The organism is Acinetobacter sp. 70_2 (genome assembly GCF_056736115.1).
On sequence record NZ_JBWZIP010000012.1, the window covers coordinates 159,381 to 180,142 of the forward strand.

Annotated in this window: 15 protein-coding genes; 1 reads left to right on the forward strand and 14 read right to left on the reverse strand. The window is 40.8% G+C overall.

The window, feature by feature from the left end; all coding sequences use genetic code 11:
• Window positions 1–103: 103 nt before the first annotated feature.
• The 10 genes from AC1PJ9_RS04590 to AC1PJ9_RS04635 all read right to left on the reverse strand — a co-directional run bounded on the left by AC1PJ9_RS04590 (window position 104) and on the right by AC1PJ9_RS04635 (window position 14,282).
• Entirely contained in the window at window positions 104–1,525 is a 1,422-nt protein-coding gene (locus tag AC1PJ9_RS04590; protein WP_002117101.1) for a glutamate synthase subunit beta, read from the reverse strand.
• A 69-nt stretch (window positions 1,526–1,594) separates the two neighbouring features.
• Entirely contained in the window at window positions 1,595–6,070 is a 4,476-nt protein-coding gene (gene gltB, locus AC1PJ9_RS04595; RefSeq protein ID WP_311086527.1) for a glutamate synthase large subunit, read from the reverse strand.
• A 462-nt stretch (window positions 6,071–6,532) separates the two neighbouring features.
• Complete coding sequence (locus AC1PJ9_RS04600; RefSeq protein ID WP_311086528.1) at window positions 6,533–7,408, reverse strand: hypothetical protein; 876 nt, start codon at window positions 7,406–7,408, stop codon at window positions 6,533–6,535.
• A 15-nt stretch (window positions 7,409–7,423) separates the two neighbouring features.
• Window positions 7,424–8,506, reverse strand: a complete 1,083-nt coding sequence (gene aroB / locus AC1PJ9_RS04605) for a 3-dehydroquinate synthase (protein WP_311086529.1) — start codon at window positions 8,504–8,506, stop codon at window positions 7,424–7,426.
• A 28-nt stretch (window positions 8,507–8,534) separates the two neighbouring features.
• Window positions 8,535–9,104, reverse strand: coding sequence for a shikimate kinase AroK (gene aroK / locus AC1PJ9_RS04610; RefSeq protein WP_000643712.1), 570 nt, complete (start codon window positions 9,102–9,104; stop codon window positions 8,535–8,537).
• Between the two features lie 11 nt (window positions 9,105–9,115).
• Entirely contained in the window at window positions 9,116–11,242 is a 2,127-nt protein-coding gene (locus tag AC1PJ9_RS04615; RefSeq protein ID WP_031956423.1) for a type IV pilus secretin PilQ, read from the reverse strand.
• Between the two features lie 62 nt (window positions 11,243–11,304).
• On the reverse strand, window positions 11,305–11,832 hold the full coding sequence (locus AC1PJ9_RS04620) for a pilus assembly protein PilP (protein ID WP_031956424.1): 528 nt from the start codon (window positions 11,830–11,832) through the stop codon (window positions 11,305–11,307).
• Window positions 11,833–11,842: 10 nt separating this feature from the next.
• On the reverse strand, window positions 11,843–12,583 hold the full coding sequence (locus AC1PJ9_RS04625; RefSeq protein ID WP_263614733.1) for a type IV pilus inner membrane component PilO: 741 nt from the start codon (window positions 12,581–12,583) through the stop codon (window positions 11,843–11,845).
• Window positions 12,580–13,224 carry a PilN domain-containing protein gene (locus AC1PJ9_RS04630; protein WP_031956429.1) on the reverse strand — a complete coding sequence of 215 codons (645 nt, stop codon included), beginning with the start codon at window positions 13,222–13,224 and terminating at the stop codon, window positions 12,580–12,582. Before AC1PJ9_RS04630 ends, AC1PJ9_RS04625 begins: the two co-directional genes overlap by 4 nt.
• A complete protein-coding gene (locus tag AC1PJ9_RS04635) occupies window positions 13,224–14,282 on the reverse strand; it encodes a pilus assembly protein PilM (RefSeq protein ID WP_311086530.1) in 1,059 nt (352 codons plus the stop codon). Before AC1PJ9_RS04635 ends, AC1PJ9_RS04630 begins: the two co-directional genes overlap by 1 nt.
• A gap of 161 nt (window positions 14,283–14,443) precedes the next feature.
• Here AC1PJ9_RS04635 and ponA point away from each other — a divergent pair, with 161 nt between their 5' ends.
• Window positions 14,444–17,002 carry a penicillin-binding protein PBP1a gene (gene ponA, locus AC1PJ9_RS04640; protein WP_311086531.1) on the forward strand — a complete coding sequence of 853 codons (2,559 nt, stop codon included), beginning with the start codon at window positions 14,444–14,446 and terminating at the stop codon, window positions 17,000–17,002.
• A gap of 17 nt (window positions 17,003–17,019) precedes the next feature.
• Here ponA and AC1PJ9_RS04645 read toward each other — a convergent pair whose 3' ends face one another.
• Genes AC1PJ9_RS04645 through AC1PJ9_RS04660 form a run of 4 tightly spaced genes read right to left on the reverse strand, consistent with a single transcriptional unit; the run spans window position 17,020 to window position 20,759 of the window.
• On the reverse strand, window positions 17,020–17,844 hold the full coding sequence (locus AC1PJ9_RS04645) for a putative RNA methyltransferase (protein ID WP_263614737.1): 825 nt from the start codon (window positions 17,842–17,844) through the stop codon (window positions 17,020–17,022).
• A 2-nt stretch (window positions 17,845–17,846) separates the two neighbouring features.
• The gene (locus AC1PJ9_RS04650; protein WP_263614738.1) at window positions 17,847–18,179 is read right to left on the reverse strand and encodes a DUF7709 family protein; all 333 of its coding nucleotides are present in this window, start codon (window positions 18,177–18,179) and stop codon (window positions 17,847–17,849) included.
• Window positions 18,180–18,239: 60 nt separating this feature from the next.
• Window positions 18,240–19,358 (reverse strand): phospho-N-acetylmuramoyl-pentapeptide-transferase, encoded by a 1,119-nt coding sequence (gene mraY / locus AC1PJ9_RS04655; RefSeq protein ID WP_263614739.1) that lies wholly within the window; start codon window positions 19,356–19,358, stop codon window positions 18,240–18,242.
• Window positions 19,359–20,759 (reverse strand): UDP-N-acetylmuramoyl-tripeptide--D-alanyl-D-alanine ligase, encoded by a 1,401-nt coding sequence (locus tag AC1PJ9_RS04660; protein ID WP_311069810.1) that lies wholly within the window; start codon window positions 20,757–20,759, stop codon window positions 19,359–19,361.
• Window positions 20,760–20,762 lie beyond the last annotated feature (3 nt).

Below are 20,762 nucleotides of genomic sequence, written 5' to 3' on the forward strand. Positions count from 1 at the left end.
AGCTTATTATATTTGCCAAAAACACCAAAATGACTAATGGTAGACAATAAAAAAGCCTACTTGATGTAGGCTTTTTTTTTGAGTGTTTTAACAAATTAATTTATTAAACACCAAGGTAGTCCAAAATGCCTTCAGCAGCTTGACGACCTTCCCAAATCGCTGTCACGACTAGATCTGAGCCGCGTACCATATCACCACCAGCAAAGATTTTCGGATTTGATGTCTGGAATTTGAATTCTTGCTTTTCAGCTGCGACAACACGGCCTGAACCATCAAGATTGATATTCACATTACCAAACCAGTCTGCTGGGCTTGGGCGGAAACCGAAAGCAAGTAAAACTGCATCAGCTGGTAATACTTCTTCAGAACCTGGGATTGGCTCAGGGCTACGGCGGCCACGACTATCTGGTTCACCCATTTGTGTCGTTACCACTTTTACGCCTGTCACTTTGCCATTTTCACCAACGATTTCGACCGGTTGACGATTGAATAGGAATTTCACACCCTCTTCATAGGCATTTTTTACTTCACGCGCAGAGCCTGGCATGTTGCTTTCATCACGACGGTATGCACAAGTTACATCGTGAGCACCTTGGCGTAAAGAAGTACGGTTACAGTCCATAGCGGTATCACCACCACCAAGAACAATAACTTTTTTACCATCTAGGCTTATGTATTCACTTGGATCTTTTTCCCAACCTTGGCAACGGTTCACGTTAGAGATTAAAAAATCAAGTGCATCATAAACACCATCAAGATCTTCACCCGGGAAACCACCTTTCATGTAGGTATAAGTTCCCATACCCATGAATACCGCATCATATTCTGCAAGTAATTCATCAATCGTGATGTCTTTACCAATTTCAGTATTTAAACGGAATTCGATGCCCATACCCGTGAAGATTTCACGACGGCGTTTCATTACGTCCTTTTCCATTTTAAATTCTGGAATACCGAATGTAAGTAAGCCACCAATTTCAGGACGCTTATCAAATACAACTGGTTTAACACCACCGCGAGCTAGAATATCCGCACAGCCTAAACCAGCAGGACCAGCACCAATAATTGCAACTTTTTTGTCAGTCCATTTTACGCCTGACATATCGGGACGCCAGCCTAAAGCAAAAGCTGTGTCATTGATATATTTCTCAGCATTACCAATGGTTACTGCACCAAAACCATCATTTAAGGTACAAGCACCTTCACACAAACGGTCTTGTGGGCATACGCGACCACATACCTCAGGTAGTGTGTTGGTTTGATGACAAAGCTCAGCAGCTTGGAAAATTTGGCCTTCAGCGATCAGTTTTAACCAGTTTGGAATGTAGTTATGTACTGGACATTTCCATTCGCAATAAGGGTTACCACAACCTAAACAACGGTGAGTCTGATTAGTGACTGTTTCCGAAGTAAAAGGCTTATAAATTTCCACAAATTCTGCTTTGCGGACAGTAATATCTTTTTTCTCTGGATCTTGACGTGGTACATCCAGAAATTGAAAGTCATTATTTAGGCGTTCTGCCATGTCTCTCTCCGTGGGTAGGCGCGGATTTCACTGTTTCCCGCACCTGCCTATGTCTTTGCAGTCGTGGAATTATTGTGGGTCAGCTTGTGTAGTTTTCAAAAGCGATTGCAAGTTAGCAGCTTTTGGTTTTACAAGCCAGAATTTACGGCTGTAGAAATCGAACTCATTGCGGATTTTATAAGCCCAAGCACTACCTGTTTCTTTGATATGCTCGTCAATAATACGCAACAAGAACTCTTTATGATCTTCCATAGATTCTGTTGAAATACGAGTCAAGTCAATTAACTCGTGGTTGTAGTAATCTACAAAGTCATTATCAAGGTCAAGTACATAAGCAAAACCGCCTGTCATACCTGCACCGAAGTTATGACCCACTTTTCCAAGTACAGTTACAACACCACCAGTCATATATTCACAGCAGTGGTCGCCTGCACCCTCAATAACAGCGAATGCGCCAGAGTTACGAACTGCGAAACGCTCACCTGCCGTACCAGCTGCAAATAATTTACCGCCAGTTGCACCGTATAAACAGGTATTACCAATAATTGCTGTATTTTGAGTTTGGAAAGGTGAACCTTTTGGTGGGAAGATCGAGATACGACCACCAGCCATACCTTTACCTACATAGTCATTGGCATCACCTTCAAGACGGATATGCAAACCACCAGCATTCCATACACCAAGTGACTGACCAGCTGTACCAGTTAAGTTCATTACAACTGGATGTGCTTCCATACCCAAGTTGCCATAACGACGAGCAATTTCACCCGATACACGTGCGCCAATTGAACGGTCACAGTTCACGACGTTAAAGTTGAATTGACCACCTGCACTTGACTCAATTGCAGGAAGCATTTCTGCGACCATTTTCTCAGCCAATACACCTTTATCAAATGGTGCATTACCTTGAACTTCACAGTACTGCGCTTTACCTTCAGCAGAAGGATGAGAAGTTAATAACGCGCTTAAATCAAGGTGAGCATGTTTTTCAGTTTCACCCGGTAATACTTCAAGCAAGTCCACACGACCAATTAAGTCTTTCAATGAAGAAACGCCTAATGCTGCCAACCATTCACGAGTTTCTTCCGCAATAAAGTGGAAGAAATTAATGAGCATTTCTGGCTCGCCAATATAGTGTTCTTGACGTAAATGATCTTGTTGAGTTGCAACACCAGTTGCACAGTTGTTTAAGTGACAAATACGGAGGTATTTACAACCTAAAGCGATCATCGGTGTTGAACCAAAACCAAAACTTTCAGCACCTAAAATTGCAGCCTTGATCACATCAAGACCAGTTTTTAAACCACCGTCAGTTTGTACACGTACTTTGCCACGTAAGTCATTTACACGAAGTGCCTGATGCGCTTCACTTAGACCAAGCTCCCATGGAGAACCTGCATGGTGAATTGATGAAAGCGGAGATGCAGCAGTACCACCGTCATAACCTGAAATAGTAATAAAGTCTGCATATGCTTTAGCAACACCCGCAGCAATCGTACCTACACCCGGTTCAGATACCAACTTCACAGATACCATGGCTTTCGGGTTAACTTGTTTCAAGTCAAAGATAAGTTGTGACAAATCTTCAATTGAGTAAATGTCATGGTGTGGCGGAGGTGAAATAAGTGTCACACCCGGTACTGAGTAACGTAAACGTGCAATCAAGCCATTCACTTTACCACCTGGTAACTGACCACCTTCACCCGGTTTTGCACCTTGAGCAACTTTAATTTGCAAGACTTCAGCAGAAGTTAAATATGCAGGTGTTACCCCGAAACGACCAGATGCGATCTGTTTGATTTTCGAGTTACGAATTGTACCGTAACGCGCAGGGTCTTCACCACCCTCACCAGAGTTTGAACGACCACCAATAGTGTTCATCGCAATTGCAATCGCTTCATGAGCTTCTGGAGAAAGCGCACCTAAAGACATCCCTGCCGAGTCAAAACGAGGCAAGATCTCTTCAACCGATTCAACTTGTTCAACCGGGATCGGATTAGTTGTTTTTAACTTAAATAAGTCACGAATAGTCGCTACTGGACGGTTATTTACCAATTCAGCATATTCTTTAAAGTCTTCGTATTTACCAGAGCGAACCGCTTTATGTAGTGAGTTAATCACATCTGGGTTAAACGCATGGTACTCTTTACCAAATACGAATTTCAGTAAACCACCCTGATCAATTGGTTTACGACTTGACCAAGCTGTTGCTGCTAATTTTTTCTGATCATTTTCAAGATCAACAAAAGTTGCACCTTGGATACGACTTGGAACGCCCAAGAAACACTGATCCACAACTTCAGAAGATAAGCCTACTGCTTCAAAAAGCTGACCACCACGGTAAGAAGCAACTGTAGAGATACCCATTTTTGAAAGAACTTTTAATAAGCCTTTCTCAATACCTTTACGGAAGTTTGCTTGTGCATGAATCGGATCACCTAAAAGCTCACCTTTCGCAATCAAGTCATTGATTACATCGTATGCAAGGTATGGGTAAACAGCAGTCGCACCAAAACCAAGTAACACCGCAAATTGGTGCGGATCACGTGCAAAACCAGTTTCAACCATAATGTTTGCATCAGTACGCAAACCAGTTTTAATGAGGTAATGGTGTACAGCGCCCGTTGCAAGTGCAGCGTTTGCAGGTAAGAAACCTTCACGAATGTTTTTATCAGTTAAAACAATTAGGGTTTTACCATCACGAACAGCTTGTGCAGATTCTTCACAAATACGCGTAATTGCCGCTTGTAAACCTTCTGTTTCAGCATAGTTCAAATCAATATCAACTGCTTCATAACCCGGACGCTCAATGCTACGGATTTGCTGCATTTTTGAATTTGACAGTACAGGGCTAGAAATGATGATACGATCAGCATGTTCAGGGCCTTGCTCAAATACATTTTGCTCACGACCTAAACAGGTTTCGAGCGACATGACAATTGATTCACGCAGTGGATCAATTGGTGGGTTTGTCACTTGGGCAAACTGTTGACGGAAATAATCTGTCACATGGCGAACTTGACGAGACAATACAGCCATCGGTGTATCGTCACCCATAGAGCCAACTGCTTCCTGACCGCTTTCAGCGATTGGACGTAATAACTGGTCACGCTCTTCAAATGTCACCATAAACATTTTTTGAGCTGCTTTTAATGTTTCACCAGTTAAACCTTTATCAACAAGTTGTTCTTCAAGTTCTGGGTTTGCATTTAAGCGAATCGCATGATCACGTAACCATTCACGGTATGGACGCATGTTCTTCAAATGTGTACTAACATCTTTAGTATCAAGTACTTTACCTGTTAGGGTGTCAACTACCAAAATCTGACCTGGGCCTACACGACCTTTAGAAACTACGTCTTCAGGTTCATAGCCCCAAACACCGATTTCAGATGCCAAGGTAATGTAATCATTTTTGGTAATGACCCAACGTGCAGGACGTAAACCATTACGGTCAAGCATACAGATCGCATGACGACCATCTTGAATAACAAGACCAGCTGGGCCATCCCAAGCTTCCATGTGTTTAGAGTTGAACTCATAGAATGCGCGTAAGTCTGCATCTAAAGTTTCTACGTTTTGCCAAGCTGGTGGTACGAGCATACGTAAGGCACGGAATAAATCCATACCACCACCTACTAAGATCTCAAGCATATTATCTAAGCTTGAAGAGTCCGAACCCGTACGGTTAACGATTGGGTTAAGCTCAGTAAGACCTGGTAATAATGGATTTTCAAATTTAGGAGTACGCGCTAATGCCCAGTTACGGTTTGCTGTAATAGTGTTGATTTCACCATTATGCGCAAGGTAACGGAATGGCTGAGCCAAAGGCCAACGCGGTAATGTATTTGTAGAGAAACGTTGGTGGAATACCACAATATGTGATTTTAAGCGCTCATCTGCTAAGTCTGTATAGAACTCAGCAATTGCCGCAGGCATCATCAAGCCTTTATAGCTAATGACTGTTGAACAAAGCGTAGTCACATAAAATAACGGATCTTTTTGGAGTTGTTGTTCCGCACGGCGACGCGCCAAGAATAACTTACGGTTAAATTCAACCTCAGTTACACCCATTGGACAGTTCACAATGACTTGTTCAAAAGCTGGTAAAGATTGAAGTGCAATTTCACCTAATGCATCGTTGTTTGTAGGAACGATACGCCAAGCGAGAACACGCAAACCTTCTGACTCGATTTCTTTCGTTAAAATATTTTTAGAGTGCTGTGCTAATGCTGGATCAATATTTAAAAATACCGTACCCACAGCAAAAATTTCACTTAGTGTAATATCACTTAGTTTTTTTGCTTCATCACGGAAAAATTGCTTTGGCATCGCCAATAATAAGCCGCAACCATCTCCCGTCTTGCCATCTGCGGCAATACCACCACGGTGCGTCATGCAACTTAAACTGTGAATCGCGGTTTCTACTAGATGATGACTTGATTCACCCTTCATATGGGCAATCAGTCCAAAACCACAGTTATCCTTAAACTCATCAGGCTGATATAAACCTTGAGCGGGAGCTACAGTATTAGGCGATGGCATGTGCATAGCGTACCCTTCTTTCAATAAGGCTCTTTCGAGCGTCAAACAAACAACTTCTTTTTGCGATAGTGCCTACGGATGATAGTTAGCTCAATGTTTCGCAAACAAAAAATTTTGGGCTGATAAGCCAATATACGCTTTTCCATTTTTACGTACACTGGTTTTTGCTAGAAAAATGTTTTGACTTATTTCGCACTCTTTTAAAGCAATTCGACCCCACGACTCTGCATAGAATTCACTTCTTAGAGGGCTAAAATAGTTTGCAGCACATTAATAAGCACAACAATAAAGCAAAAAGTGTGCCATATTGAAAAATTAAGACTAAACACTTATATTTATTATAAATATAGTTATTTTATTCACGTTATCATGTAAGAAAATGACTAAATACGCACCACATCTGGTCAAAAAATATTATTATCTAACTAATTTGCACCATTTTTGCGCACATTACGAGGTGGATTAATTCCCTTTTGTGCCCTCATTTGTGGCATTTTTCTGTTGTCCATCATTTATTCGTGTTTGCGCAGTTCTATTAGGTTGATCAATATTGGAATTTGATTGCTGTACATCAACCACATTTCCTTCTGCATCACGACGAACTATCGTCGTTTTTGTAGCTGAGTTTGTACTAGCCGCTTTCGGCTGAGCATTTGTAGCATTACTGGTAGCACCTGCCATCAATAAAGATTCATCAATTGTAGGCAAAGCTGCTGGACGCAATCGAACTTCATAAAGCTGATTATTACCACCTTTCATCTCATCTGCCCCCAAGTCATTTACCAGTGAGGCATAACTTGAGAACTGTTGTGGCTGAGGTTTAACTGACTCAGGTAATTGCAGATTAATTTGTGTTAATTGCTGAATTGCATCTTCTGAACGTTTGAATGTGCCATAAACCAACACATACTGCTCTGCTTGTTGTTCCCCACTTAAGCGGAAATAAATAAATTTATTACGGTCGGTACGGTTTTTTAAAAAGTTTTTAATAATGTCTTCATCTGAGGCACGGAATAGCTCAAGCGTCCATTGCTTTTTATTTTCATTAATAAACTTTGTACCACGGAACTCAGGTTCATGCTCACCTGAAGCTACAGTACGTGTAGTTAAATCGAGTGGACGGACTTCATCCGCTAAAGCACCTAGGTTGGGTGTTGTAGCAACTTTCTCTGGTTGAATTTGTACAGGCGCCTCAGAATCAGCCGACTTTTCAACTTCAACCAGTTTTTTGCTATCGGTAATTACCCAAAAAATAAAAGCAAGGAATAAGCAGGCAATACCACCAACCAACCAGATATATTGTTGAACATTCTGCCAAAGTGTACGTGATACAGTCATGCTTTACCTTATTTGTTATCCGTGTTGATTTGCCAAAATAGCCTGTTTCATCAATTCGACATCAAAGTCTTTGGTAATTACTGCTTGCCCAAGTTGCTTTAACAACACCAAACGTAATTGCCCATTGAGAACTTTTTTGTCATGAGCCATATATCCAAGGAAATCATCCAATGGAATTTTTGGACATGATATCGGCAAATTCGCACGTTGAATGATTTTTTTTGTACGAGCTACATCTTCATTTGAGATCCAGCCCAGACGTTGTGATAAATCTGCCGCCATGACCATACCCGTTGCAACAGCTTCACCATGTAACCAAGTACCATAACCAAGATATGACTCAATCGCATGACCGAAAGTATGGCCTAAATTAAGTAAAGCGCGCTCACCTTGCTCTTTCTCATCATTCGCAACAATACGCGCTTTATGAGCACACGAACGATAGACAGCTTCTGCAAGTAAATTAGCATCTCTTGCAACAAGGCCATCCATATTTTCTTCAAGCCAAACCAAGAAATCTACATCACCTAAAAGTGCATATTTAATCACTTCAGCTAAACCAGCTGAAAGCTCACGTTCTGGTAATGTATTCAACTGTGCCATATCAGCCAAAACGACTTGTGGTTGCTGAAAAGCCCCTAACATATTCTTGCCAAGCGGATGGTTGATTCCTGTTTTTCCACCAACACTTGAATCTACTTGTGAAAGTAATGTGGTAGGAACCTGAACAAAATAAACGCCACGTTGGAAACAAGCAGAGGCAAAACCTGCCATATCTCCAATCACGCCCCCACCTAAAGCTAAAACTGTACAATCACGGTTAAAACCAGCTTCAAGCAACGCATCAAAAATTAAATTTAAATGTTGAATATCTTTATATTTTTCACCATCGGGCAAAATACAGGTCGCAACCGTTTTACCTAGGCTCTTTAAGGCTTCCTGATAGTGGCTTAAATATAAAGGCGCAACCGTAACATTACTTACAATCATGACCTGTTGACCATGAATATATGGTTCTAGTAATTGTTTCGGGTCAAGTTGACTACCAATAAAAATAGGATAACGGCGTTCGCCTAATTCAACATGTAAAGTTTGCATGAATTTATAAAACCACTAGTCAGTTCGTCTATTTTAACTTGTTCGATAGAATAAGTTGCAAAATCTTTTGTGCAAGATCACGTGCAGCACCTTGATTTGTTTCAATCGTATAGTGTGCAACTTCGCGATACAAAGGATCTCTAATCTTTAATAAATCCCGCAGTTTTTGTTCAGGATTTTCAACTTGTAGTAAAGGTCTGTTTTTATCGCGATAGGTTCTTTGTAGTTGTAATTCGACAGGAGTATAGAGATAAACAACAATTCCACGTTGCTTTAAAAATTCTCGATTAGGTGCTTGGGTAATGGCCCCGCCGCCTGTTGCTAGCACTAATGCTTTACGTGAAGTGAGTTCATTTAAGACCACAGTTTCACGGGTGCGAAATCCAACTTCTCCTTCTTTTTCAAAAATCCAGGGAATAGTTGCCCCTGTCTTGCGCTCAATTTCATGATCACTATCTAAAAATTCACGCCCTAATAGTTCTGCTAAATGACGTCCAACGGTTGTTTTTCCTGCCCCCATGGGCCCTACCAAATAAATATTTGGTAGGGTTTCAAACGCTTTGCTTGGCAAGGCGCCACCTATTTCAATTGCTTTCATTAAAAAATATATTAATGATTTCTCGCTAAAGTGTCATTAACAATTCGTGGTGTAACGAAAATCAGCAACTCTTGTTTATCATCAGACTTTACGTCTTTTCTAAATAAACGCCCAACTACAGGAATATCACCAAAGAAAGGAACTTTGGTTTGAGAATTCTTTGTCGTCTGCTCAAATACACCGCCTAAAATGACAGTTTCTCCATTATCCACCAATACATTGGTATTGATATTATTCTTATTCAGAATTAATTCACCATTCGGTGCCTCACCAGCTATAGAATCCTTAGAAATATCTAATTTCATTTGAATCTTGCCATCAGGTGTAATGCTCGGAGTAACATCCAGACTTAAGAGAGCATCTTTAAATGATGTTGTCGCTGTAGAACCAGCACCAGAAGTGGTCGTCATTAAATAAGGAACTTGTTGACCTGTTGCAACTTTCGCAGTTTGTTTATCAGCAGTCATGACTTTAGGTGTTGAAATCACTTCACCATAGCCATCAGCTTGTAAAGCAGATAACTCAAGATCCAACATGAAGTCAGACATACTGATGAGACCAAAGGCAATACTTCCCGCTGGATTAGAAACTCCCAAGTCAACGTTTAAGTTATCAGGGCGCTCAATAGTATATTTATAGCCTCCCGTAGTCTCATCTTTTTTAGGCTCACGCAAATTCCACAGGGTTGTTTCACTACCACCAACCAATAAGTTTTTATTATTGGTAATACCTTGCGAAAGAATACCCCACTTCACCCCAAGTTCTTTGGTAAATGATGTAGAGGCTCTTACAATACGTGCTTCAACCATGACTTGCTTAACTTGCACATCAAGCAACTCAATCATTTTACGAACTTTATCAATATTTTGTGCTGTGTCATTTACAATCAAGGTGTTAGTGCGTGAATCAGCTACAGCACTACCACGGGAGCTCAATAAACTCTCTAAAGCAAGAGCATCTGAATTAGCAGTACGGTTTGCAGCTGCCCCTTTTGCATCACGAGTATCTTCAATTAGCTTAAGTACATCAACTGCTTTTGCATAACTCATACGAATATAATCTGTTTGGATCGGAGCTAACTTAATTGTTTGCGCTAAGGCTTTTGCTTCATCATCTTCTGCTTTAATTAACTCAGCGACTGGTGCAATCCAGATCACGTTCCCGTTACGTCGTTTATCAAGGTTTTTCGTCTTTAAAATAATATCGAGTGCTTGGTCCCAAGGCACATCTTTCAAGCGTAGCGTGATATTACCTTGTACACTATCCGCAGCCACCATGTTGATACCTGTAAAATCAGCAAGTAATTGCAAAACACGGCGTACTTCAATGTCTTGGAAATCTAACGAAAGCTTATTACCAGAATAAGTCGGTGTCTTAGATGAAGAAGGTATACTTTTATCTTGTGGACGTTTTAAGCTAATCGTAAGTTTATTCTCAGCCTGATACGCCATATATTCATAGCTGCCAGATGACTGAATAGTAATTACACCAGCATCTTTTTCATTATAAGCATCAATACTTGAAACTGGCGTTGCAAAATCATTTACATTTAAACGGCGCGCTAAATGGGCCGGAATTTTTGTACCTAAAGTTCTTATAACAACTTTACTGCCTTGTTGTTGAACATCTACAGGTGTATTACTCCCTAAAAGGTCGACAACAACTAAGCCTTCTCCCTGATTACCACGTTGAAAACCAATATTTGAAACGCCTTGTTGTTGTACAGCGGCTACAGGTATAGGCTTATTACTGGTTTGGGCCGAATTAATTTTTAAAATGAAAGTATTACCTTCCACACGTGTTGTAAAAGCGCCAGCATCTTTTAGGTTTACGGTTAAACGTGAACGCTGGTCATCTGAAGTCACATCAACAGAACTTGCTTCATTGGTTGCAACTGCAATTTTAGACTGTTTTAAACTTTGCTGTGCCTTATCAAAATCTAGTATTAAACGTGAAGGATTTTCAAGTTGATAAGCTTGTGGCTGTGGTGGTAAGCCATTAAACATGACTCTAATTTCTGTGCCCTGACCTGCTATTTGCGTTGGTACAATATTGGTCATGCTGACCTGTGCAGATGCAGCCTGCATAATTGCAACAGCTACAACCCCCAAAGAAAACTGACGGAATACCTGATTCATTGTCTGACCATCCCCAATTAAATAATCTTTAAAAATACTTTTTCGTTGTTATTCCCTAAGTTTTAGGGTGCTGGCCCAATCAAGACCAATGTTCTCGGTCTCTCGACATAGCCTTCTCGACCATCTGGTACGATCTCAACCAAATCAATCTGGGTCGGGCTAATATGAGTAATACGGCCCTGATTCATACCCATATAATTACCCACTTGTACCCGTTCAATTTGATGATCTGGTGTTTGGATTAAAGCCAATATTTGACCACGATTATTACGCATGCTTCCTTTCATATTTAAAGCTTCAAGTGCATAACTTTCTAATGGCTGTGGCGTACGTGAGAAATTTGGATAAACCCGTTTTCCAGCCATAATCTTGAGTTCAGCAGCCAGCGAGCTTGGCATAAATGGGCTTTTCAATTGATGAGCAGCATAATTAAATTGTGGTACAGGGGTAAAAATCGGTGCTGGTTCAATAGGTAACGGTGGCTGGTTACGGATACTTGCCATTTGCTGGTTCACAGCATCGATTCTTGAATCACATCCCACAAGGGCAGCACAAGCCAAAACATAAAGAGTAATTTGCTTAATTTTCATCATCACTCTCCTATTTCGGCTGAGCAGAAGTGCTAGTAGATGCAGAGGCTGCTGGAGCCTGGGCCGATTGTGTCGGTGTATCTGTTGCTTCTACATATCGATAGGTTTTCGCTTTAATAGAATAATTCAGTACAGGAATATCCGACTTACTATCTTTGGCTGGGGATGCATCAACAGTAAAATCGTGCATGGTTACAATACGCGGTAAAGCAGCAATACTACTTACGAAAGCTCCAAATGCGTGATAGTCCCCTGTAGCCTCAATTGCGATAGGTTGTTCGATAAAAATTTCTTGCTTCACTTCATTTTCTAAGCGGATATTTTTAAATTTCAATCCAGAGTTCACACCAGTTAAGTTAATATCTTCAACTAAACTTGGAATCTCTGTTTCTTTCGGCAACTGTTCTAATTGCTGGTTGAAATTTGCCTGCATCTCTTGAAGCTGCACTTGATACTGTTGAAGGTTACGTAATTTCGAGTCTTTTTCTCGAAATTCATTTAATAAATTACTTTCCTGAGCTTGAGCATTGTCAATTGCTTGTAGCTTTGGCTGAATAGCAACAAAATATCCCAAAGCTAACACAGCAAAGAAAATAAAAATCCAGCAAGTAATTTTTACAGATATTGGCCAACTACCATAGTTGTTCATATCCAGCGTATTAAATTGCTGAAGGAATTTATCTAAATTGAATTTCTTTTTCTTTGAAGCTGATTGCTCTAATGATAATTCTTGAAGTTCATCTTGACTCATTTGGCTGCCCCCGTGTCTTTAGCTACGGCTGGCTTATCAGCATCCTTATTCGTTGTGGTCACGCCCATTTCCCCCAAATCGACAGTCACAACAAAACTGCCATAATGATCTTCTACTCTAGGAAGAAGAGAGCTCGCAGTCTTATCTTTTTTATCTTCAGTCGCCAAGAAAGAGCTCATAAAAGCATTACGATACCAAGGAGATGCTTCAAGATTACGGAGTAATTCAGCTACCGTATTTGGACTTTCAGCCTTACCCTCTATTGTAAATTTATCTCCAGTTCGGCTAAATTTAGTGAGATACATTGCTGGTGGTGTGACTCGAACAAGTTCATCAACTAGTCGCACCACTACTGGACGTTGACCCTGCAAATCTTGAATCAACTTCATGCGCTCAATAATGGCATCACGCTGTTCTTGTAAACCATTTAATGCTTTTAATTGCTGATCAAGGTTTTGATTTGTACTTGTAATAAGTTGGTTTGCCTGCGTTTGATCATCTAGTTTATGATCAAAATAGAACCATCCCCCAAATACGGTTGTAATCCCCAAAACAACCACCCCAAAGCATAAAGTTATAAATTGTTTTTTTCGTTGCTCCCTCAGCTCTTCACGCCAAGGTAGTAAGTTAATTGTTGCCATTAATCAAAACTCCTTAAAGCCAAGCCACACGCCACCATTAAAGATGAAGCATCATTTTCAATTTTTTGAACGTCGACTTGAGGAGAAAAGCCCATTTGTAAAAATGGATTGGCAATAGTGACACGGTAACCTAATTTTTGCTGCAAAAGTTTAGCAAGGCCTGGAATGTTAGCATTCCCCCCTGCAAGCAAAATATGGTCAATTTCATTGAATTGGGATGAAGAAAAGAAAAACTGTAATGAGCGAGCTGCCTGCTGAACTACAGCATCTAGAAACGGATCTAGCACTTCAATTTCATAGTCATCTGGTAAAGTGCGGTCTTTTTTCGCTCGGCTTGCTTCTTCTAAAGACAAACCATAACGACTTTGAATTTCAAGCGTAAGTTGTTTGCCACCAAAGACTTGCTCACGGGTATAAACAATCTTGCCGTTTTGCATGACAGATAATGTCGTCATGGTATGGCCAATATCTAAAATCCCTATCGTATTTGCACCCATCGGTAAGCTATCAGCAAACACACTAAAAGCACGTTCGACCGCATAACTCTCGACATCTGCCAATTTAGGATTCAAATCTGCCAACTCAAGGACTTCAACGCGTGTTTCAACGTTTTCAGTTCTTGTTGCGACCAAAAGAACATTTACACGATTTGGATTTGAAAGACGATCAGGCAAAACCTCAAAATCAAGGCTCACCTCATCCAACGGGAACGGTATGTACTGCTCCGCATCCACACGAATCTGAACTTCACGTTCGTCATCGCTCATATCTGCATCCATTTCGATGGTTTTATGAATAACCGTCGATGTCGGAACAGCAATTGCAGCATTTTTGGTCTGGGGATTTGCTAAATTCATCGCCCGTTCCAAAGCCTCTGCCACTGCTTCTGGATTTAAGATATTTTTTTCAACTACACTGTTTTCAGGTAAAGGCATCAAAGCATAGCTTTCCACCCAATATTTACCGTTCTTGACAGAGAGCTCTAACAACTTAACAGAAGTCGAACTAATATCGACGCCCATTAACCCCTTATTAGGTTTACGATATAACCTGAGCACACTATTGTCCTATTATTTTTTTATCCCCAAAAAAAATTACAAACCAATAATCTCGGTCTTTATTTTTACACGGATACAATATCTCATCTAACAATCCGCATGTCTAAAGGCTATACTGACCACAATTAGTTTGTATTCGATCTTATTAAAGCTTACTTATCATGAAAAAGCTATCCAGTTTGGGCTTCGTGCGTCCAATTTTTTTGATCATTATTATTATCTTAGTCTCACTTCCGATGGGATTTTATGGCATGTATCTCTATATTGCCCCAACCCTCCCGGAAATGAGTTCACTAAAAAAAGCACCGCTTTTAAAGCCATTGCAAGTCTATACAGCCGACAACCAACTTATTGCTGAGTACGGTGGTAAGCTTTCTATTCCGGTTGAATACAAACAAATTCCTCCTACTTTTATTCATGCCTTCCTAGCAGCAGAAGATTCTTCTTTCTTTGAACACAGTGGCATTAGCTTTAAAGGTTTAGGTCGTGCTTTGAGTGAAAGTGTGACTGGTTCTGATGTGCAAACAGGTGGTTCAACCATCACCATGCAGGTTGCAAAGAACTATTATTTAAGTCCAGAAAGAACATTAAAACGCAAACTAACAGAAATCTTTTTGGCTCGAAAAATTGAGCAAAACTTATCTAAAGAAGACATCTTAAGTCTTTATGTCAATAAGATTTTCTTGGGTAAAAATGCTTACGGTATCGCAGCTGCTGCAAAAATTTACTATAACAAGAGTATTAATGAGCTTAGCATTGCTCAAATGGCTATGATTTCTGGCTTACCGAAAGCACCGTCTAAATACAACCCAGTTGTTAACCCAGAGCGCGCACTTGAACGCCGTAACTGGATTTTAGGCCGCATGTTGCAGCTCGGTTATATTTCTCAAGCAGAATATCAAAAGGCGGTTGCAGAGCCGATTAACTTGAACATGCCTAACCGCGACCTAAATAATATTCACCCATATGCAGGTGAAATGGTTCGTTCAGAGCTTGTAAAACACTTTGGTGAACAAGCAATTGACTCAGGCTATAAAGTTTATACAACTATTAATGCCCAACGTCAGGCTATTGCAGAGAAATCTGTACAAGATGGCTTAGAAGCTTATGACCGTCGTCATGGCTGGCGTGGAGCTGAAGCACATGACAAACCATTAAGCCAATTTAGAGCTTATGCCAACACCTATCCAGCAGAAGTGACTAAAGTAAATAGCAACTCTTTTGAAGCTTTAATGCAAGATGGCTCAACAGTTACTGTGCAATGGTCTGGCATGTCATGGGCACGCCCCTATCGCAATGCGAATAGTGTAGGTGGAGCACCTTCACGTGCATCTCAAATTGTTAAAGTGAAAGATATTGTTCGTTTACGACCAAATGATACCAAAACTGCATGGTCGTTAGTTCAAGTACCAAAAGTTCAAGGCCAGCTTATTGCAATTAACCCAAATGATGGCTCAATTGAAGCCATTGTTGGTGGTTATAATTTCTATCAATCAAAATTTAACCGTGCTCTACAAGGCTGGCGTCAGCCTGGTTCTACCATCAAGCCATTCCTCTATGCTTTAGCGTTAGAGCGTGGTATGACTCCTTACAGCATGGTCAACGATAGTCCAATTACCATTGGTAAATGGACACCGAAGAACTCTGATGGCCGTTATCTAGGTATGATCCCTTTACGTCGTGCTTTGTATTTGTCGCGTAATACCGTATCAGTAAGACTTTTACAAACAGTAGGGATTGAACGTACTCGCCAGTTATTCATGGATTTTGGTTTACAAGAAGATCAAATTCCGCGTAACTACACGATTGCTCTAGGTACACCTCAAGTGTTACCAATTCAAATGGCAACAGGTTATGCAGCGTTTGCAAACGGTGGTTACCGTGTTCAACCACATTTCATCCAACGTATTGAGGATGCATACGGCAAAGTTATTTACGAAGCTAAACCAGAATATGCATGTATTCCATGTATTAATGCCTCTGAAACCAAAGGTGATGCGCAGACAACTACACCAGATGATCAAGTTGTTGAAGTTACCAATAAAGAATTAGAGCAGAAAGAAAAGGCAGCTAAACAGCTTAACCTTAAACAAACTGATAAAAATAACAGCCAATATCGTCAAGCTCAGCGTATTTTAAAATCAAGCTCAGCTTATGATATGGCAAATATCTTACGTGATGTAATTGAGCATGGTACAGGTCGTGCTGCGCTTAAAATTGGTCGTAGTGACTTAGGTGGTAAAACAGGTACAACGAACGATGCAAAAGATGCATGGTTTGCGGGCTTTAATGGCAAGTTAGTTGCGATTACATGGGTCGGCTTTGACCAACCGACGACTCTTGGTCGTCGCGAGTATGGCGGTATTGCGGCATTGCCAATCTGGATTAACTTTATGGACCAATCCCTAAAAGGTACTCCAGCAGCTTGGGTGAGTTTAGATAAAGATGCTCAGGCGCCGATTTCTCGTGACAAACAAGCTGTCGTTACTGAAGTAACAGATAAGAAAACATATCGTGCTGCACCGCCATTAGCACGTCCACTCTATCGTCCTGCACCGCCACAACCGAAAGCGAACACCAATAATGACTTTGATGATTTACCTGGTGAGGAAATTGTAATTCCATCTAAAGCAGCACCTCCAGCAATGAAGCCTTCACAAGGAGCAGCGCCGAAGCGTGACAAAGATGAATTAGAAAACTTGATTAACCAAATTGAGTAAAAATAAAAAAGCCATCGTTAGATGGCTTTTTTATTACGTTTTTGAAAAAGATATATTTGAAATGATGCTGTTACTTGTAGATGTGATTGCTGTTCTAATTGCATACGGCGCTCTGGAGAAGCCTTATATGCATACGGGGTCATAGCAATCAGATTCTTTAAAGCTTCTTGGTCAAGTAATAAAGGAGCATCTATAACTTGCTGTTCTTTCAACTCAAATAAATCTTGCAGTTGTTCAACAAATTTTTGCGGTGTGTGCGGATTGACCTGCTCAAACAGTGCTTCACGCATCGCATATAAATGTTCAGTTGCAGGTGTGACAACAATTAGATATCCATCATCTTTTAGCACACGTAAAATTTCTGCTTGCGGAATCGGACTAAAAAGGCTGGTACACACATCCATACTTTGATCGATTACAGGTAAAGTTGCTCCTGTACCCACAACCCAAGTCACTTTGTCATTTAACTTTGCTGCACGTTGTACTGCATTTTTTGCAATATCTACGCCTATACACTGCTCAACAACATGCTGCATTGCACTGGTGTAATAGCCCTCGCCACAACCAATATCAAGTACAGCTTTGGCTTTAAGCTGTTTCAGTAAATCAACTACAGCTTGCTGTAAAGGTTGATAATAGCCACCTTGTAAAAAGGCACGGCGCGCATCTACAGACTCGGGAGTATCCCCCGGATTTTTACTGTGTTTATGCTGTACAACGTGTAAGTTCACATAACCTTGTTTTGCAATGTCATAGCTATGGCCCTGATCACATCGCCAAGTTTTACTTACTAATTCGAGTCTCTGTCGACACACGGGACACATTAAATTTTGCATAGTCACTTCTAATTATTCTCTTGTTCTTTTTGTTGTAAATAAGCCTTTGCTTGCGTACCAACAAAAGTACGGCCCGCATTTGTTCCATTAATCCATTCATCTACTTCAAACAAATCAAATAAACCAATTTTAATTAAAGTCGGAATCGCAATTTTTAATTCCTCTTCAATTTGGCCTCTTTGCCCCGCATTATACAAATCAATGTTATGCAGCATCGTCGCTACTGTTCCAGTTTGTACCTGACTGCCATCTTTAAGTACAACTTGAGGTAACACTTCCCCATCACTAACCACTTTTTGGTTAATTACAGATAATTGGTCTAGCCCAACAACCTTTGTCATTTACCTCTCCAATAAAAAAAGCCAGTAGAAACTGGCTTTATATTGACACCAAAATAAGTTCTAGCGCAATTTTAAGGTCATTAGGCCTAAAACAACTAGCATAATCGTAATAATCCAGAACCGGATAACCACTTGGGTTTCTTTCCAGCCTTGTTTTTCATAGTGATGATGCAATGGTGCCATCAAAAATACGCGCTTATTCCGCATTCGCAACGACCCGATTTGCAAGAAGACCGATACAGCCTCCATCACAAAAACACCACCCATAATCGCAAATACGATTTCTTGGCGTACCATAACGGCAATTGTTCCAAGCATTGCGCCTAGAGCTAAAGCACCCACATCCCCCATAAAGACTTGAGCTGGATGCGCGTTATACCAAAGAAATGCCAAACCCGCACCAATCATGGCAGAACAGATTACAACCAGTTCTGAAGTATATTTAACATATGGAATATGCAAATAATTAGCAAAACGGATATCGCCAGATAAGTAAGCAAATACGCCTAAACCAGAAGCAACCATAACGACTGGCATAATGGCTAAACCATCTAAACCGTCAGTTAAGTTAACTGCATTAGACGCACCGTTAATCACTAAATAAGTAAATACAATAAATGCCAAACCTAAAGGAACAATAGAAAGTGGAATAGAAAGATTCTTAAAGAAAGGAATCAATAAATCCAGCATATTTGCAGTGTGTTCTGCATTAGATTGTTCAGTTGCAATTAAATATAAGGCAATACCAGCACCGAGTGACGCAATAGAAGTCCAGAAGAACTTCTTACGAGCAGGTAAACCAGCATTGTCTTTATAGCGAATTTTAATCCAGTCATCTGCCCAGCCAACTGCGCCGAATACAACCATTACACCAAGCACAATCCAAACATAAGGGTTAGATAAATCAGCCCATAACAAAGTACTAATACCGATTGAAAGTAGGATTAAGATCCCACCCATCGTCGGTGTACCCATTTTTTTAGCATGATTTTCAGGAGCAAATGAACTTACTGCCTGACCGTATTTTAACGCCTGTAATTTACGAATCATGATCGGCCCGAGAACCAAACCAATGGTCAGTGAGGTTAATACACTGAGTAAAGAACGTAATGTTAAATAACGAACGACCTGAAACGAACTGTGATAGCCCGCAAGGTGTTCAAACAACCATAACAGCATTTAAAGTTTCTCCATCAAATCAGCCATCAACGTTTCCATATGAGTAAAGCGAGAACCTTTAAACAGGAAACTCATGGACTGTGGTTGATGTGTTTGGATTAGATTGATTAAAAATGGAAGCGCCTCAGCTTGAGTCTGAAATGCTTTCAATTTATTAGAATGAAGGCCTGCACCTTCGAGAGCTGCTGAGGCAAACTGCCCCACTGCAATAATATGGTCTAAAGGAAGCTCGGCGAGGTCGCGACCTAAATCGTGATGTTCTTGCCAACTGCTATCGCCTAACTCGCCAATATCCCCCATCACCATGACTTTAATGCCATTTTGTTGAAGTAATACTTGTGCCGCAGCACGCATGGACGTTGGATTAGCGTTATAAGTGTCATCAATAAACAAGTAAGGCGCTTTTTGAATAAAGTTCAAACGACCTTTCGCACCTTGCGCTTGCTCTAAACCTTTTACAATATCTTCTAAGCTAATCCCTAGCGCTAGAGCAAACGCTACGGCTGCCGTTGCATTTTGTACATTATGCTCACCAGCAAATGGCAATCTTACAAAGCTAGAACCTTGAGGCGTATGTAACTGAAAATTGACAGACTGTGGCAATAATTCAATATCTGTAGCAAAGACGTCACCACCTGTACCAAAGGTAGAGATTTGATGATCTTTCGCTGCTTCACGAATCTCGGTAGTGAAGTCATCTTGTTGCGGAACAATAGCAACGCCCTGAGGCAAAATATGACGATAAATTTCCGATTTAGCACGACAAATGCCATCACGCCCGCCGAACTCACCCAAATGAGCAGTTCCAATATTTAAAATGCCAGCGACGTGTGGCTGAACAAGTTTTGATGTGTAATCAATTTCACCTTGATGACTTGCGCCAAGTTCCATCACTGCATACTGATGTTCCTTACGAAGCTCGAGCAGCATCATCGGCACGCCTAGGTCATTATTTAAGTTGCCTCGGGTAATGAGTGTGGGTGCTAAACGAGACAGTATGCTTCCTAGCATTTCTTTGGTGGTGGTTTTGCCACTACTGCCTGTTAAAGCAATCACTTTCAATTGAGCATTTTGTTCGCGGCGATAAGCACCTAATTGCCCCAAAGCCAAACGAGTATCAGCAACCACAAGCTGAGCAATATCAACATCTAATGGACGTTCAACAATAGCGATTTGACAACCATTTGCTGCAACTTGTGCAACGAAATCATGTGCATCGAAACGCTCACCTTTTAGTGCTAAAAAGGCGTCCCCACTTTCTGCATGACGTGAGTCAGTCAAAATACGTTTAATTTCAGTTTGAGGGATCTGGTCTTTATGCCAGTAACCCTGCGTTGCCTGTTGTAATTGTTGAGCTGTCCACGGTTCCAAAGGCACGGTACTGGTGGTTGAAGTATGCATAAT